This is a genomic window from Lentzea alba, assembly GCF_011067745.1.
Taxonomy (GTDB): Bacteria; Actinomycetota; Actinomycetes; order Mycobacteriales; family Pseudonocardiaceae; genus Lentzea; species Lentzea alba.
The window spans coordinates 329,928-345,064 of record NZ_JAAMPJ010000004.1; the positions used below are offsets into that span (position 1 = coordinate 329,928).

The window sequence follows — 15,137 nt, forward strand, 5'->3', positions numbered from 1 at the left end:
GTGATTCAACCCACAACTGATAGGAAACCTTCTTAACTAAATCGCCGCCGCACCCTGCTGTTCCTCTACACAGGAGGCACCCTGTGGCCAGATCCCTGTTCTTGGTCCTCCCGGCAGCGTTAGCGCTCGCTGTTCCGGCCGTCGCGGTCGCCGCCCCGGTCCAGTACCAGGCGGAGAGCGCGACGATCTCGAACGGCCTCGTCGAGTCGAACCACGCCGGCTTCACCGGCAGTGGTTTCGTCAACTACGACAACGAGGTCGGCAGTTCGGTCGAGTTCGCCGTGACCTCGCCCAGCGCGGGTCAGGCGACGCTCACGTTCCGGTTCGCCAACGGCACCACGGCCAACCGCCCGATGGACGTCTCGGTGAACGGCTCGCTGGCGGCGGACGAGCTCTCGTTCCCCGGTACGGGCGCGTGGACCACCTGGACCACCCGCACCACCACGGTGAACCTGAACGCGGGCACCAACACGATCAGGACGGTCGCGACCACCGCCAACGGCGGCCCGAACCTCGACCGGCTCGACGTCGAACCCCCGTCCGGCCCGCCGGACACCGTCGCCCCCTCGACACCGGGCAACCTGCGCTCCACCGCGCAGACCGCGTCGTCGATCTCGCTCGCGTGGGACGCGTCCACGGACAACGTGGGCGTGACCGGGTACGTGCTGTCCAACGGGCAGACCGCGGCCGGCACCACGCACACGGTGACCGGCCTGACCCCGGACACGTCGTACACCTTCACCGTGCAGGCGCGGGACGCGGCCGGGAACCTGTCCGCCGCGTCCAACTCCATCACGGTGAAGACCACGCCGGGCACCCCCGGTGGCACGCGACCGCACGACATCAACGGTCTGCTGCGTGTGTGTGGTGTGCAGCTGTGCAACCAGTACGGCAAGCCCATCCAGTTGCGCGGCATGAGCACGCACGGCATCCAGTGGTACCACCAGTGCGCGAAGTCCCAGTGGTGGGACGCGCTGGTCAACGACTGGAACGCGGACTTCATCCGCGTCGCCATGTACATCCAGGAAGACGGCTACGAGACCAACCCGCGCAAGTTCACCGACCTGATGCACGGGTACATCGAGGAAGCCACCCGCCGCGGCATCTACGTCCTCGTCGACTGGCACCAGCTCTCGCCGGGCGACCCGAACTACAACCTGTCGCGCGCGAAGACCTTCTTCACCGAGATAGCCCAGCGGCACAAGGACAAGACGAACATCATCTACGACATCGCCAACGAGCCGAACAACGTGTCGTGGGCGAAGGTCAAGTCCTACGCGGAGCAGATGATCCCGGTCATCCGCAACATCGACCCGGACAGCCTCATCGTCTCGGGCACGCACGGCTGGTCGACGTTCGGCCACTCCGACGGCGAGGACCCGTCGGTGGTGCTGAACAACAAGGTCAACGCGACCAACTTCATGTACTCGTTCCACTTCTACGCGGCCTCGCACAAGCAGTCGCACTACGACGCGCTGAACCGCGTCTCCAGCGAGGTCCCGGTGTTCGTGACCGAGTTCGGCACGCAGACCTCGTCCGGCGGCGGCAGCAACGACTTCACGATGTCGCAGAAGTACCTGGACCTGATGGCGCAGAAGAAGATCTCCTGGGCCAACTGGAACTACTCCGACGACGGGCTGTCGGGCGCGGTGTTCAAGACCGGCACCTGCTCGGGCACGACGTTCGCGGGAACCGGCGTCCTGAAGCCGGCCGGAGTCTGGGTGCGCGAGCGCATCCGCACACCCGACAACTTCCCGACGAGCTAGCGTTCGATGAAGGGACCCTTCATCCACTTGAGGTGGATGAAGGGTCCCTTCATCACGTCAGCGGCCAGGTGTGCACGGGTTCGTTGGTGTGCATGAGGTCCACGTAGGTTTTGAGCATGGTGCGGAGCGCGTCCGCCCGGTCCATGTGCGTGTGGTCGTAGTGCCGGTGGAACTCGCGCGCCTGCCAGGTCGCCCCGTTCACCCCGCTCAGGCAGCGTTGCTCGATCACCCCGAGCAGCTTCTCCCGTTCGGCGGAGTCGACGCCCCACCGGATCAGCCCTTCGTGCGCGAGCGGCAGCAGCCGGCGCAACACCAGTTCGACCACCGGCACGGTGCCGACGCCCGGCCAGTACACCTGCGCGTCCATGCCGTTGCGCGAGGCGGCGTTGAAGTTCTCCTCCGCGGCCTGGAAGCTCATCTGCGACCACAGTGGACGTTCGTCCTCCGCCAGCGCCCGCACCAGGCCGAAGTACAGCGCGGCGTTCGCCAGCGTGTCCACGATGGTCGGGCCGGCGGGCAGCACGCGGTTCTCGACGCGCAGGTGCGGGCGGTCGCGCACCACGTCGTACACCGGGCGGTTCCAGCGGTAGATGGTGCCGTTGTGCAGCTTCAGCTCGCTCAACGTCGGAGTGTCGCCGTGGTCGAGCACGGCCAACGGGTCCTCTTCGTCGCAGATGGGCAGCAACGCGGGGAAGTAGCGGACGTTCTCCTCGAACAGGTCGAAGATCGAGTTGATCCACCGCTCGCCGAACCACACCCGCGGGCGCACGCCCTGGGCCTTGAGCTCGTCGCCGCGGGTGTCGGTGGCCTGCTGGAACAACGCGATGCGGGTCTCGCGCCAGAGCTCCTTGCCGAGGAAGAACGGGGAGTTCGCGCCCACCGCGACTTGCACGCCCGCGATGGCCTGGGCGGCGTTCCAGTAGGCGGGGAACTGCTCGGGGCTGACCTGCAGGTGCAGCTGCGTGCTGGTGCAGGCCGCCTCGGGGACGATCGAGCTCGCGGTGAGGTGCAGGCGTTCGACGCCGTCGATGGCGATCTGCAGGTCCTCGCCGCGCGCGGCCAGCACCTGTTCGTTGAGCAGGGCGTAGCGCGGGTTGCTGGACAGCTGGTCCGGGGTGACGTGCTTGGTGCGCAGCGTCGGCAGGATGCCGTTGATGACCATGTGCGCGCCGATCCCGCGCGCCTTCTCCTCGGCGGAGTTCAGGCTGCGCCGGACGGTCTCCTCGAACGAGGTGATGCCGCCGCCCGCGAGCCGGCGCGGGGCCACGTTGATCTCGATGTTCCACTGGCCGAGCTCGGTCACGAAGTCCGGGTCGTCGATGACCGCGAGCGCCTCGTGGTTCTTCATCGCCGGGTCGGCGTTCTCGTCGATGAGGTTGATCTCGATCTCGAGACCGGTCATCGGCCTCTCGAAGTCGAACCGGGCCTCACGCAGCATCCGGGCGAACACGTCGAGACACCGCCGCACCTTCGTGCGGTACCGCGTGCGGTCCTCGCGGGTGAACTCGTGCTTCGCGACGTCCTCGCCCATGGTGGCCTCCCGGCGGTCGAGGGTTAACCCCACCACTGTGCATCATGGTTGATCAATCCGACACCCGTGTGTCTTGTTCCTACCTGGTGGGCACGGCGATGGCGGTCACGAGGATGTCGCCCTGCACGAGCCAGCGGCCGTGGAACCCGGCGACCGGGGTGTCCGGCAGCAGGATCCGCGAGTGGAACGTGCCATCGGCGTCGAGCGTGATGTCTGCGTCCTCGAAGCCCAGCCACCGCTGGGTGATCGGGTACCAGGCCTTGTAGGTCGACTCCTTGGCGCTGAACAGCAGCCGGTCCCAGCAGATCTTCGGGTCGTCGGCCGTCAGCCCCTCCATCCTGCGCAGTTCCGCCGGGATCGCGATGGCCTCCAGCACGCCCTTGGGCGCGGCGGCGTGCGGCTCGGCGTCGATGCCGATGGTCTGGAAGTCGGTCCTGCTGGCGAGCGCCGCGGCCCGGTAGCCCAGGCAGTGCGTCAGGCTGCCCACGATGCCGTCGGGCCACAGCGGTTCGCGCTTCGGACCGGGCAGGATCGGCGCCGGGGCCACCCCGAGGCTCTGCATGGCCTCGCGGGCGCACGCGCGGGCCGTGCCGAACTCGAACCGCCGTTTGGGCACCGCGTTGCCGAGCAGCGCCTCCTCCTCGGGGAAGAGCTCGACCGGCTGCTCGTCGTCGTACCGCTCCACCGCCGCGATGGGCGGGGGAAGAAGCTGTTCCAGCACGCTATGACTCCCGCAGCACGTCGTGCAGCTTCACCTGGGTGGTGCCGCGTGGCTTCCACTCGCGCGGGTAGCCGAGCGAGACCTCGTCGAACCGCACGCCGTCGTAGTGCGTCGTGCGGGGGATGTGCAGGTGGCCGTAGACCATCTCCACCGCGTTGAACCTGCGGTGCCAGTCCGCGGTCAGGGTCGTGCCGCACCAGAGCGCGAACTCCGGGTAGCGCAGCACGAACGTGGGGTCGCGCACGAGCGGGTAGTGGTTGATGAGCACGGTCGGGCCCTGGACCTGGGCGAGCCGTTCCTCGGTCTCGCGGACCCGCGCCTCGCACCAGGCCTCGCGGGACGGGTACGGGTCGGGGTGCAGGAAGTACTCGTCCGTGCACACCACGCCCGCCTCGTGCGCGATGGCGAGGGCGGACTTCACGTCCGTGGCGCCGTGCGGCCGAAAGGAGTAGTCGTACCCGAGGAACAGGGGACAGACGGTGACCGGGCCCTTCGGTCCGGGGAACGTGACGTACGGGTCCTCCGGCGTGATCACGTCGAGGCTGCGGCACAGCTCGACGAGCTGCTTGTAGCGCACCTCGCCGCGGGCCTGGTTCTCGTCGTCCTTGGTGGTCCAGAGCTCGTGGTTGCCCGGCGACCAGATGACCCGGCCGAACTTCGGCCGCAGCGTCTTCAGCGTCCACTCGACGGAGGAGAACTTCTCGGCGATGTCCCCGGCGATGATCAGCCAGTCGCTCGGGTCCGGTGGTGCGATCGCCTCCACGACATCACGGTTGTCCTGGTAGGAGACGTGCAGGTCGCTGGTGGCCAGAAGCTTCACAGTTCGAACGTTACTTAAGGCGTCAACGACCGGATCATCACCGCCCGGCGGGATGCGCTCCGTGAGCGGTCAGGACCACCCGGTAGTGGGTCAAGTGCCACGACCGGTTATCCGTTCGTCGCAGACAGTGCGCCACTCGTCTCAACAGGACCAGCCGTGCGTCGCCGTTGCACGTCCGCTCATCGCCTTTTATGGCCTACCTACTTACCGGTTTTCCGGCCGTCTTCCTACTGTGAGTGCTGTCACCTGACGGAAAAGTCCTGGCGGAGGACCACACCATGACCGACTCACAGTTCGCTCGCACCCCGGACCCGCGACTCGCGCGGCAGGTCCCGCCTCGTCAGGTGCCGCAACGGCCCGTTCCCCCACGTCAGGGCCAGGTCCCGGTGCGCTACGGCCAGCCGGTCGACCCGCGTCTGGCGGCCAACCCCTCGTTCCGCCGCACCGTCGGCGCCGAGATCACCCGGCAGGCGCAGCAGCACCAGGCCTACGCCGTCCCCCAGCGCCGCACCACGGCCGAGGACACCGCCCTGGCCACGCTGCTGCGCTCCCGTCAGCGCGCCGAGTCCGCCCGCCAGGACCCCCGGCCCGCCGACGCGCCGCGCCAGGACTCCTGGATGCGCACGGCCTCCTGGCCGGAACACAGCTGTGAGCCCGGCCGCGGTGACGTCATCGAGCAACTCTCCTCTCGCCTGGTGTCGCCCAACCTGTGGGCGGTCGTCGAGCCGATCATCCCGCCGGCCAAGGTGCGCCGTCAGGGCGGTGGCCGTGGCCGCGTCTGCAACCGTGCGGTGTTCACGGCGATCGTGTTCGTGTTGTCGTCGGGGTGCGCTTGGCGGCACCTGCCGGCGTCGTTCGGGGTGACCGTGCCCACCGTGCACCGGCGCTTCCAGGAGTGGACCGACCTGGGCCTTTGGGTGCGCCTGCGGCGTGCGGCGGCGGAGGGCGCCTGCGGGACCGAGGAGCTCGACTGGATCCGCGCGGTGCTGGACGCGGCCGACCGCCGTGCCGCAAAAGCCGCCAGCTGATTCTGGGCGCGAAGTTGATGAGGGGAGCTTTCCCAAACCTCAGGTTTGGGAAAGCTCCCCTCATCAACTTCGGGCTACATGCCGTTGATGCCCGCGTGGTACTTCGGCACTCGCACGGTGATTTTTGTGCCTAGTCCGCAGGCGGTTTCGACTACCAGGCCGTACTCGTCGCCGTAGACGCGCCGCAGCCGTTCGTCGATGTTGCCGAGCCCGATCCCGGCGGACTCGTCGACCTGCCCGGCCAGCGTCCGGCGGAGCTTCTCGGGATCCATCCCGATGCCGTCGTCCTCGATGGTGATGTGGGCTTCGGCGCCGCCGTCGTTGGCGTAGATCTGGATGTGCCCGGGCTCGATCTTGCCCTCCATCCCGTGCCGCACCGCGTTCTCCACCAACGGCTGCAAACACAGGAACGGCACCGTCACCGGCAGCACCTCGGGCGCCACCTGCAAGGTCACCTTGAGCCGTTCGCCGAACCGCGCCCGTTCCAGCGCCAGGTACTGGTCGATCGACCGCAGTTCCTCGGCCAGCGTCGTGAAGTCGCCGTGGCGGCGGAACGAGTAGCGGGTGAAGTCGGCGAAGTCGAGCAGCAACGTCCGTGCGCGCTCGGGGTTCGTGCGGACGTACGAAGCGATGGCGGACAACGAGTTGTAGATGAAGTGCGGCGAGATCTGCGCACGCAGCGCCCGCACCTCGGCCTCGACCAACCGCGTCCGCGAGCGGTCCAGTTCGGCCAGTTCCAACTGACCGGCCGCCCAGCGCGCCACCTGGTTGGTCGCGCGCACGAGCCCGGCCGAGGCCTCCCGCGAGTAGGCGGCCAGCGTCCCGACCACGCGCCCCTCCACCGTCAATGGCGCGACCACGGCGCAGTTGATCGGGCAGTTCGGTTCGGTGCAGCCGATGTCGAACGCCTGGGTGCGCCCGGTGAGGAACACGTCCTCGGCCTGCGCCATGGCGTCGGCCGCGTGGTGGTCGGACATCCCTTCCCACGCAACGACTTCCGTCTCGTCGGTCAGGGCGAGCGCGGGCGTGTCGAGCAACGTGCGCAGGTGGCGCGCGGACTTCTTCGCCGCGTCCGGCACCAGGCCCGCGCGCAACGGCGGTGCGGCGGACCACGCGGTGTGCAGTGTTTCGTAGGTGACGCGCTGGGCCTCGGTCGAGAGCGACTGCCGGTTGCGCGTGCCCCGCCACAAGACGAGCACGGCCGCTCCGCCCACGATCAGGATCGCGGCGGCGGTGAGGAAGTCCTGCATTCACATCACCTATCTAGCTTCGCTCGTCGGCCGACGAAGATCCGGAGCCGTCCAGCCCGAGGTTCTCGGGCGCGTGGAGCTTGACCATCGTCTGCTGCACTCCCGGTGGCACGTGCCGTTGGGTGAGCAGCGAGACGACGTACATGACCGTGAAGCCGAGCGGTACCGTCCACGCGGCGGGGCGGGAGAGCAGCACCTCGTACCAGGCGTTGCCGGTGTCGGTGAGCATCGTGACGAGACCGGCGGTCAGCGCGGGCACGCCGCCCGCGAGCATGCCGGCGATGGCACCGACCTTGGTTATCCGCGTCGACCAGATGCCGAGCATCAGCAACGGGCACAAGGAGGACGCGGCCACCGCGAACGCCAGGCCGACCATGTCCGCGACCGGCATGCCCGTGGCGACGAACGTCATCGCGAGCGGCACGATGCCCGCGAGCATCGCGGAGATCCGGAACCCGCGCACGCCGCCGAGCCGCAGCACGTCCTGCGACAGCACCCCCGCCAGGGACACGACGAGCCCCGACGACGTCGACAGGAACGCCGCGAAAGCGCCGCCTGCCACCAAAGCGCCGAGCAACTGGCCGCCGATGCCGTCGATCATCCGGGTCGGCAGCACCAGCACCACGGCGTCCGTCTGGCCGGTCATCAACAACTCGGGCGTGTAGAGCCGGCCCAGCGCGCCGTACATCGGTGGCATCCAGTAGAACACCGTCAACAGGCCGAGCACGATCAACGTCGTGCGGCGTGCGGCCGTGCCGTTCGGGTTGGTGTAGAAGCGCACGATCACGTGCGGCAGGCCCATGGTGCCCAGGAACGTCGCGATGATCAGCGAATAGACGCCGTACAACGGGAACTGCTGGCCGCTCGACTCCGGCAGCGCCCATGACGCGTTGGTGTTGTGGGCCATTGTGGACACGTGGGGGACGGCGCCGCCCTTGGGGAAGACGAACTCCGAGCCCTGTCCGATGCGGTGGTAGCCGGCGGTCAGGCCGTGGCCGACGGTGTTGACGTACTTGCCGTCGATCTCGCCGATGCCCTTGATGTACAGCGGTTCCTCGGCGTGGATCATCGTGTCGTGGGGGAACGTGACCTCGGTGTCCTGCCGGAACGCCGGGTACTCCGGCGTGGTCAGCGAGTCCGCGCCGTGCACCTGCCACACGGCGATCAGGAACACGATCGGCACGGTGATCGCGGTCAGCTTGAACCAGTACTGGAACGCCTGCACGAACGTGATCGACCGCATGCCGCCGGACATCACGTTCGCGGTCACGACCACCGTCACGATCAGCGCGCCCACCCAGTCCGGCGCACCCGTCACGGTGTTCAGCGTCAGACCGGCGCCTTCCAGCTGCGGCAACAGGTACAGCCAGCCGATCGCCAACGCCAGGATCGACGCGACCGCGCGCACACCGCGGGAACGGAAGCGGGCCTCGGCGAAGTCCGGCAGCGTGTACGCCCCCGAACGCCGCAACGGCGCCGCGACCATCGTCAGCAGCACCAGATATCCGGCCGTGTAGCCGACCGGGAACCACAGCATGTCCGGCCCGTAGGCGAAGATCAGCCCGGCGATGCCGACGAACGACGCCGCCGAGAGGTACTCGCCGCCGATCGCGGAAGCGTTCCACCACGGGGAAACCGTGCGCGAGGCGACGTAGAAGTCAGACGTGGTGCGGGAAACGCGCAGTCCGTAGGTACCGACCAGGATCGTGCCCAGTGCGACGACCAGCACCGCCACGATGGCGTAACCACTCGTCATGGACGTTCGACCAGCTCCGCGAACTCGCGTTCACTGCGCTCGGCCTGCCGCACGTAGAACCAGCCCGCCAGCAGCAGCATCGGGAACGTCACCACGCACAGCAGGAACCACGGCAGCCCGAGCCCGAGGATCCGGGACTTCCCGAGCTCCGGCTCGATCGAGAACAGCAGCGGCAACAGGCCGAGAGCGCCACCCGCCACCAAACACACCGACAGGCCCAACCGCCGTTGCGCCCTGATCAGCGTGCGCATGTACACGGCGCCGAGCTCGCTCTGTTCGTTGATCTCGCGCGTGCCCGAGTACGGGCGACGCGCACGGGGAGCCCTGGTGCGCGGGCTGGTCACCACCACCCGCTGGGTCGGCTTCGGCTCCGGTCCCTTCGGGGGTGGTGGCGTCGTCACGACCCCAGCCCGTTTCTCGGTTGCGCGGCACCGGCGGGCGTGGCCTGACCCGGCACGGGGGTGGGCCGGGCGCGCCGCACCAGCAGCTGCCGCAGGTGCCTCGCGTGCCGGCGGCTGACCGGCAGCACCGCGCCGCCGATCGTGACGCTCAGGTGCCCGTCCTCCAGGCGCATCTCGTCGATGTGGCCGAGCGACACCAGGTGGCTGCGGTGGATGCGGACGAATCCCGCGCTGCGCCAGCGTTCTTCGAGACCGTTCAACGCCGCGCGCACCAGGCCGCTGCCGGTCGCGGTGTGCAGGCGGGCGTAGTCGCCGTGCGCCTCCACGTACCGGATGTCGGCGAGCCGGATGAACCGCGTGACGCCACCGAGCTCGACGGGGATGACCTCGTCACCCATCTCCGGCGGCGTGGCGTTCGCGGACTGCGCGGGCGTGGGCGTCGTGGGTTCGCCGCCCGTCTTGGAGTCCCAGACCTCGTGCACGATGCGGTGCACGGACTCGGCGAGCCGTTCCGGCCGCACCGGCTTGAGCAGGTAGTCGAGTGCCTTGAGCTCGAACGCCTCCACCGCCGGCTGCTGGTGCGCCGTCACGAACACCACGGGCGGCGGCTGCGCGAACCGCGACAGCACGCGGGCGAGGTCGAGACCGTCGAGCCCCGGCATGCGGATGTCGAGGAACACCGCGTCCAACGGCTGCCCGGCGTCCATCGCGCGGTGCAGCACCCGAAGCGCCTTGGTGGCGTCGGTGACCGCTTCCACGTGAGCGATGCGCGGATCGCAGCGCAACAGGTACACGAGGTCTTCCAACGCGGGCGCCTCGTCGTCGACGGCGAGCACCCGGAGGGATCGCTCGAGGCTGCCACGTCGATCCGGCCCCTCGCAGATGGGGCAGGGCAGACCTGAGGTCATTCGAGATCGAGTCCAAACTGTGTACGGCCGATCCTCACGTGGCGGCGATTAGACCATGATCGGTCAGCGCACGCCTGGTGAGCCGAGGGCGTAGGATACGCGATCATGCACCCTCACGGAGGGTGACTCGCCGAAGAGGTCCGGTTGCCCAGCGTGTGCACCGACGGTTTCCCCCTCCTCCCCCGGAAAGCCCGATCGGGCGCATCATCCGTCAGCGAGAGGACGTGCCGGAACCCTCCGAACGGGTGTGTCTCGGCACCGAGACGAAAACCGCTATCACGCAGCGTGCAGTTGCCTGGTCAGCCAGGCCTCGCCAGGTCGGCGATTCCGTTCAGACCCGACCGGCCCTGGGCTTCACCGCCAGCGCGTCACCGAGCGTGATCTCCAGCTCGATGAAGGACTCCTCCGCGCGCCGGGCGGCGACGCTCACCGACGCGGCCGCGGCGGGTCCGATGAGTCTGCGGGTGGGCGCGCGCAGCGCCTGGATGGCCTCGGACCACTGGTTCGACAGCTTGGCGAGGCCGCTCAGGGTGTCGACGAGGTCTTCGGTGTTGTCCGGCGGTGAGGCGATGATCTCCGCCAGCCGGTCGCGCAGGGCGTCCAGTGCGGGGTCCACGTCAATCCTCCCGTCGTGTCGCGGCAGAGGGGAGAGGACGAGTGCGAACATTTCCCCCACTGGGCAACACCATATCTCGACCGAGGTGGTCCAGCGCAATGATGTTGCCCCGCCCAGGCTACCCGGTCAATCGCACGGCATTGCGTCTCAACAGGCACTCGTCTCAATTGGTCTCGTTCTTATGTCGGCCGGTTGAAATGACGTGGTTTCGACGTTCAGTCGATGTTGTTCGACATCGTGTCGATTCTACGTGCCTGGTGGGCCGGGTGGCGCCCGAGGTGTTGGACCGAAGTGGTGTGTCCTGGGTCGCAACACCGCCACATTGAGTTGCCCGGTTGCCGGTTCTGTGCAGACGTATTAACTCTTTTGTCGCAGGGTTCAGTCGTTCGGGTTCATACAGGTTTATCGAAGCGTGTTCTCGACGCGCCTGGTTTGACACGTCATTCCTGCCGCTCTTGATGACGGTCGCGGCATTCAGCCCCGAACTCCGCCGTCGGCCTGGCCCTCTGCGGGTACCGCAACGAGACCTTCGAGGCCGAACGAGCGCTGCAGGGGGTCGGGCATGACCTCAGAGGTGCGTGCGGACCATCACGGGGAAGAGCGGCTCGTCGGCCTGGGTGAGTGGGTCGATTCCGATCTTCTGGAACGGCACGGAGGCACTGAGGTCGAGCGTCACGAGTTCTACGGCCACGTGTACCAGGCCATGCGGAGGGCGCGGGCCGGGTTGCCTTGTGTGGCGGTGCTTTCGGTGACCTGCCGGGTCGACGAGCTCATCAACGTCAGCGCGGTCATGCGCCGGCGAAACGGCGTTGAAGAGTGGCTCGACCGGGAGAACGTCTGGCGAGCGAAGCCCCGGGACCTCGACGGGCTGTTCTGGTTGCCCATCAGCGAAGAGGAGCTCGAAAGTCTCAAGTGGAGGGTCGTCAGCCCGGACTGGTTCGCGGTGAGCCGGTGGGGGGCCGAGCCGCACGCGTTGGTGCGGAAGATCCCGTCGGCGGAGGAGGCGTTCACACGCGAGCTGCGGTGGCAGTCGAGTGATCTGCTGGGGCGACCGCAGCTCCGCAAGGAGAAGCTCTCCGGCGAGCTCGAAGCCCGCGAGGTGCGGGCCGCCATCGATCAGAGTGCGGGCCGAGCGGTATCACGCGCGAGGAGAGCACCACTACTTCGCGCTGTGGCCGAAGGTCGAGTTCGAGCCGAAGAATCCGCCCTCCGTGATCAGACGGTCGGCGGCGGGGGAGGAGGTCCACGTCGGGCACCGCGGCTGGGTGCCGTCAGGGGTGGTCGGCGGGATCGAACGGGGTGACTTCTCGTTCTACCGGCCCCTGCCGGTCAGTGAGCAGGAGGCCGAGGCGATCATCGCGCGGCAGGTCGCGCCGCGGTGTTTCCTGGTGCTGGACGAAGAGGACGGACGTGACCTGCCGGTCGCGGTGGTGCGGGTGCACGGGGAGCGCGAGGAGGCGTTCACGCGCGACCTCCTCGGGTGGGGGCCGGCGGAGCTGCTGAACGGACTCGGCGGCGGGCTGCGCGTCGAAGAGCTCCCTCCTGGCACGAACGGGAACAGCCAGGCGTACTCGCTGTCGATGAAGCTGCGCAAGCGCCGGCGCGCCGAGTGGGCGGGCCCGCACTGGTACTACGCGCTCTTCAAGGACCCGGTCGCCGCGCTCGACCTCGCCAACGCGCACGCCCTCGTCCGGACGAGGGCCGCCGACGACTCCGACGAGCACAGCTACCGCGATGGAGCGTGGAGCTACTCCTGGATGCGTGAGGACATCAGACGCGACAGGTCTGACGACGAGTGCGTGCCGATCAGCCCGGACGAGGCGCAATGCCTCATGAAACGTCTGCAGCTCAGAGGCGGCCGACGTCCGTGATGGTCACGACCGCCTCGCCCAGTTCGTCGGACGCCGCCAGGTCGACCTCCGCGTTGAAGCCCCAGTCCTTGTCGCCGGCCGGGTCCTCGAAGATCTGCCGGCACACCCAGCGCTCGCGCTCGACGTTGATGATCAGGAACGCCGGGCCGCGCGCGTTCGGGCCCGCGCCGATGTCCGAGTGCTCCTCGAAGTACGGCTCCAGGGCGTCCATCCACTCCTTGGCCGTCCAGCCCGACTCGTGGTCGAGCTCGCCCAGGGAGTACCAGTCGCGTTTCGCGGCCAGTTCGACGCGGCGGAACAGGGCGTTGCGGACGAGCACGCGGAACGCGCGGACGTTGCGGGTGACGGCGGGCGGCAGGTCGACGCGGACCTCCTCGACGACGCCGTCCGGGTTGGTGAGCTTCTCCCACTCGTCGATCAGCGACGAGTCGACCTGGCGGACGAGCTCGCCGAGCCACGAGATCAGGTCCTGCAGCTCCTCGGTCTTCGCCTCCTCCGGCACCGTCTGCGACAGCGCCTTGTAGGCGTCGGCCAGGTACCGCAGAACGAGCCCCTCGGAGCGTGCGAGGCCGTAGAACGACACGTACTCCGTGAACGTCATCGCGCGTTCGTACATGTCGCGCACGACGCCCTTGGGCGACAACGAGTAATCACCCACCCACGGGTGGCCACGGCGGTAGGTCAGGAACGCGGCTTCGAGCAGGTCGCCCAGCGGCTTCGGGTACGTGACCTCGTCGAGCAGTTCCATGCGCTGGTCGTACTCGATGCCGTCGGCCTTCATCGCGCCGATCGCCTCGCCGCGCGCCTTGTGCTCCTGCGCGCCCAGGATCTGCCGCGGATCGTCCAAAGTAGACTCGATCACCGACAGCACGTCCAGCGCGTAGCCGGGTGCCTCGCGGTCCAGCAGCTCGATGGCGGCCAGCGCGAACGGTGACAGCGGCTGGTTCAGCGCGAAGTTGAACTGCAGGTCGACGGTCAGCCGGAAGTCGTCGCCGTCGCGTTCCACCACGCCCGCCGCGACCAGCGCCCGGTACATCGCGAGCGCGCGCTTGATGTGCCTGAGCTGCTTCGGCCGGTCCTCGTGGTTGTCCTCCAGCAGGTGCCGCATGGCCGCGAACGCGCCACCGCCGGGGCGGCCGATCACGTTCAGCAGCATCGCGTGCGAGACCTGGAACGACGAGGTCAACGGCTCCGGTTCGGCGCCGACGAGCCGTTCGAACGTCGACTCGCTCCACGAGACGAACCCGTCCGGAGCCTTCTTGCGCACGACCTTGCGGCGCTTCTTCGGGTCGTCGCCCGCCTTCGCCAGCGCCTTGATGTTCTCGACCTCGTGTTCGGGCGCCTGCACGACGACCGTGCCGATCGTGTCGAAGCCCGCGCGGCCCGCCCGGCCGGCGATCTGGTGGAACTCACGGGCCTTCAGGATTCGCGTGCGCGTGCCGTCGTACTTCGAGAGAGCGGTGAACACGACCGTGCGGATCGGCACGTTGATGCCGACGCCCAAGGTGTCCGTGCCGCAGATGACCTTCAGCAGACCGGCCTGCGCGAGCTGTTCGACGAGCCGCCGGTACTTCGGCAGCATGCCGGCGTGGTGCACGCCGATGCCGTGCCGCACGAGCCGCGACAGCGTCTTGCCGAACCCCGAGGAGAACCGGAAGTTGCCGATCGTGGCGGCGATGGCCTCCTTCTCGGGCTTCGTGGCGACGTTCACGCTCATCAACGACTGCGCGCGCTCCAGCGCCGCGGCCTGGGTGAAGTGCACGACGTAGATCGGCGCCTCACGGCCGTGCAGCAGGTCTTCGATCGTCTCGTGCAACGGCGTGGAGACGTACTGGAAGTTCAACGGCACCGGACGCTGCGCCGAACGGACCACCGCGGTCGGGCGGCCGGTGCGCCTGGCCAGGTCCTTCTCGAAGAACGTGACGTCGCCCAGCGTCGCCGACATCAGCAGGAACTGGGCCTGCGGCAGCTCGACCAGCGGCACCTGCCACGCCCAGCCGCGGTCGGGCTCGCTGTAGAAGTGGAACTCGTCCATCACGACCTGGCCGACGTCGGCCCGGGCGCCGTCGCGCAGCGCGATGTTCGCGAGGATCTCCGCGGTGCAGCAGATGATGGGCGCCTGGTCGTTCACCGAGGCGTCGCCGGTCATCATGCCGACGTTCTCCGGCCCGAAGACGTCGCACAGCGCGAAGAACTTCTCCGAGACCAGCGCCTTGATCGGCGCGGTGTAGAAGCTGCGCTGGTTGCCCGCCATCGCGACCAGGTGGGCGCCGATGGCCACCAGGCTCTTGCCCGACCCGGTCGGGGTGCTGAGGATGACGTTCGCGCCGGAAACGAGTTCGATCACGGCCTCCTCCTGCGCCGGGTACAGCGCGAGGCCGCGTTCGGCGGCCCAGTGGGAGAAGGTGTCGAACAGTTCGTCTTCGTCGGCGATCGAGGTGAGCCGGTCCGTAAGTGCAGTCATCGCAG

At 68.3% G+C, this 15,137-nt stretch carries 12 protein-coding genes and 1 pseudogene; 3 read left to right on the top strand and 10 right to left on the bottom strand.

Translation table 11 applies throughout. From position 1 onward, the window contains the following. Positions 1–83: 83 nt before the first annotated feature. Positions 84–1,766, top strand: a complete 1,683-nt coding sequence (locus G7043_RS17220) for a cellulase family glycosylhydrolase (RefSeq protein WP_166046673.1) — start codon at positions 84–86, stop codon at positions 1,764–1,766. Between the two features lie 52 nt (positions 1,767–1,818). On the opposite strand, the gene G7043_RS17225 is transcribed toward G7043_RS17220, so the two are convergent. The 3 genes from G7043_RS17225 to G7043_RS17235 form a co-directional block, all read right to left on the bottom strand. Beyond that, positions 1,819–3,297, bottom strand: a complete 1,479-nt coding sequence (locus G7043_RS17225; protein ID WP_166047054.1) for a glutamate--cysteine ligase — start codon at positions 3,295–3,297, stop codon at positions 1,819–1,821. A 79-nt stretch (positions 3,298–3,376) separates the two neighbouring features. Then, positions 3,377–4,018 carry a 4'-phosphopantetheinyl transferase family protein gene (locus G7043_RS17230; protein ID WP_166046674.1) on the bottom strand — a complete coding sequence of 214 codons (642 nt, stop codon included), beginning with the start codon at positions 4,016–4,018 and terminating at the stop codon, positions 3,377–3,379. Position 4,019: 1 nt separating this feature from the next. Beyond that, positions 4,020–4,838: a metallophosphoesterase family protein gene (locus G7043_RS17235; RefSeq protein WP_313887930.1), complete on the bottom strand. Its 819-nt coding sequence runs from the start codon at positions 4,836–4,838 to the stop codon at positions 4,020–4,022. Positions 4,839–5,455: 617 nt separating this feature from the next. On the opposite strand from G7043_RS17235, the pseudogene G7043_RS48325 reads away from it, so the two are divergent. Beyond that, a pseudogene (locus G7043_RS48325) lies at positions 5,456–5,863 on the top strand (transposase); the annotation flags it as partial. A 77-nt stretch (positions 5,864–5,940) separates the two neighbouring features. Here the strand turns inward: G7043_RS48325 and G7043_RS17245 are convergent. The 6 genes from G7043_RS17245 to G7043_RS49350 form a co-directional block, all read right to left on the bottom strand. Beyond that, a complete protein-coding gene (locus G7043_RS17245; RefSeq protein ID WP_166046676.1) occupies positions 5,941–7,116 on the bottom strand; it encodes a sensor histidine kinase in 1,176 nt (391 codons plus the stop codon). A 13-nt stretch (positions 7,117–7,129) separates the two neighbouring features. Beyond that, positions 7,130–8,872 carry a sodium/solute symporter gene (locus tag G7043_RS17250; protein ID WP_166046677.1) on the bottom strand — a complete coding sequence of 581 codons (1,743 nt, stop codon included), beginning with the start codon at positions 8,870–8,872 and terminating at the stop codon, positions 7,130–7,132. After that, a complete protein-coding gene (locus G7043_RS17255) occupies positions 8,869–9,273 on the bottom strand; it encodes a hypothetical protein (RefSeq protein ID WP_166046678.1) in 405 nt (134 codons plus the stop codon). The genes G7043_RS17250 and G7043_RS17255 overlap by 4 nt, the downstream gene beginning before the upstream one ends. Continuing rightward, entirely contained in the window at positions 9,270–10,181 is a 912-nt protein-coding gene (locus G7043_RS17260; RefSeq protein WP_166046679.1) for a LytR/AlgR family response regulator transcription factor, read from the bottom strand. Before G7043_RS17260 ends, G7043_RS17255 begins: the two co-directional genes overlap by 4 nt. Before the next feature lie 331 nt (positions 10,182–10,512). Next, on the bottom strand, positions 10,513–10,797 hold the full coding sequence (locus tag G7043_RS17265; RefSeq protein ID WP_166046680.1) for a hypothetical protein: 285 nt from the start codon (positions 10,795–10,797) through the stop codon (positions 10,513–10,515). A gap of 568 nt (positions 10,798–11,365) precedes the next feature. Further along, positions 11,366–11,488, bottom strand: coding sequence for a hypothetical protein (locus G7043_RS49350; RefSeq protein WP_278185778.1), 123 nt, complete (start codon positions 11,486–11,488; stop codon positions 11,366–11,368). Positions 11,489–11,918: 430 nt separating this feature from the next. Here G7043_RS49350 and G7043_RS17270 point away from each other — a divergent pair, with 430 nt between their 5' ends. Continuing rightward, entirely contained in the window at positions 11,919–12,668 is a 750-nt protein-coding gene (locus G7043_RS17270) for a hypothetical protein (RefSeq protein WP_166046681.1), read from the top strand. Here G7043_RS17270 and G7043_RS17275 read toward each other — a convergent pair. After that, positions 12,646–15,132 carry a DEAD/DEAH box helicase gene (locus tag G7043_RS17275; RefSeq protein WP_166046682.1) on the bottom strand — a complete coding sequence of 829 codons (2,487 nt, stop codon included), beginning with the start codon at positions 15,130–15,132 and terminating at the stop codon, positions 12,646–12,648. The genes G7043_RS17270 and G7043_RS17275 overlap by 23 nt on opposite strands. Positions 15,133–15,137: the final 5 nt, after the last annotated feature.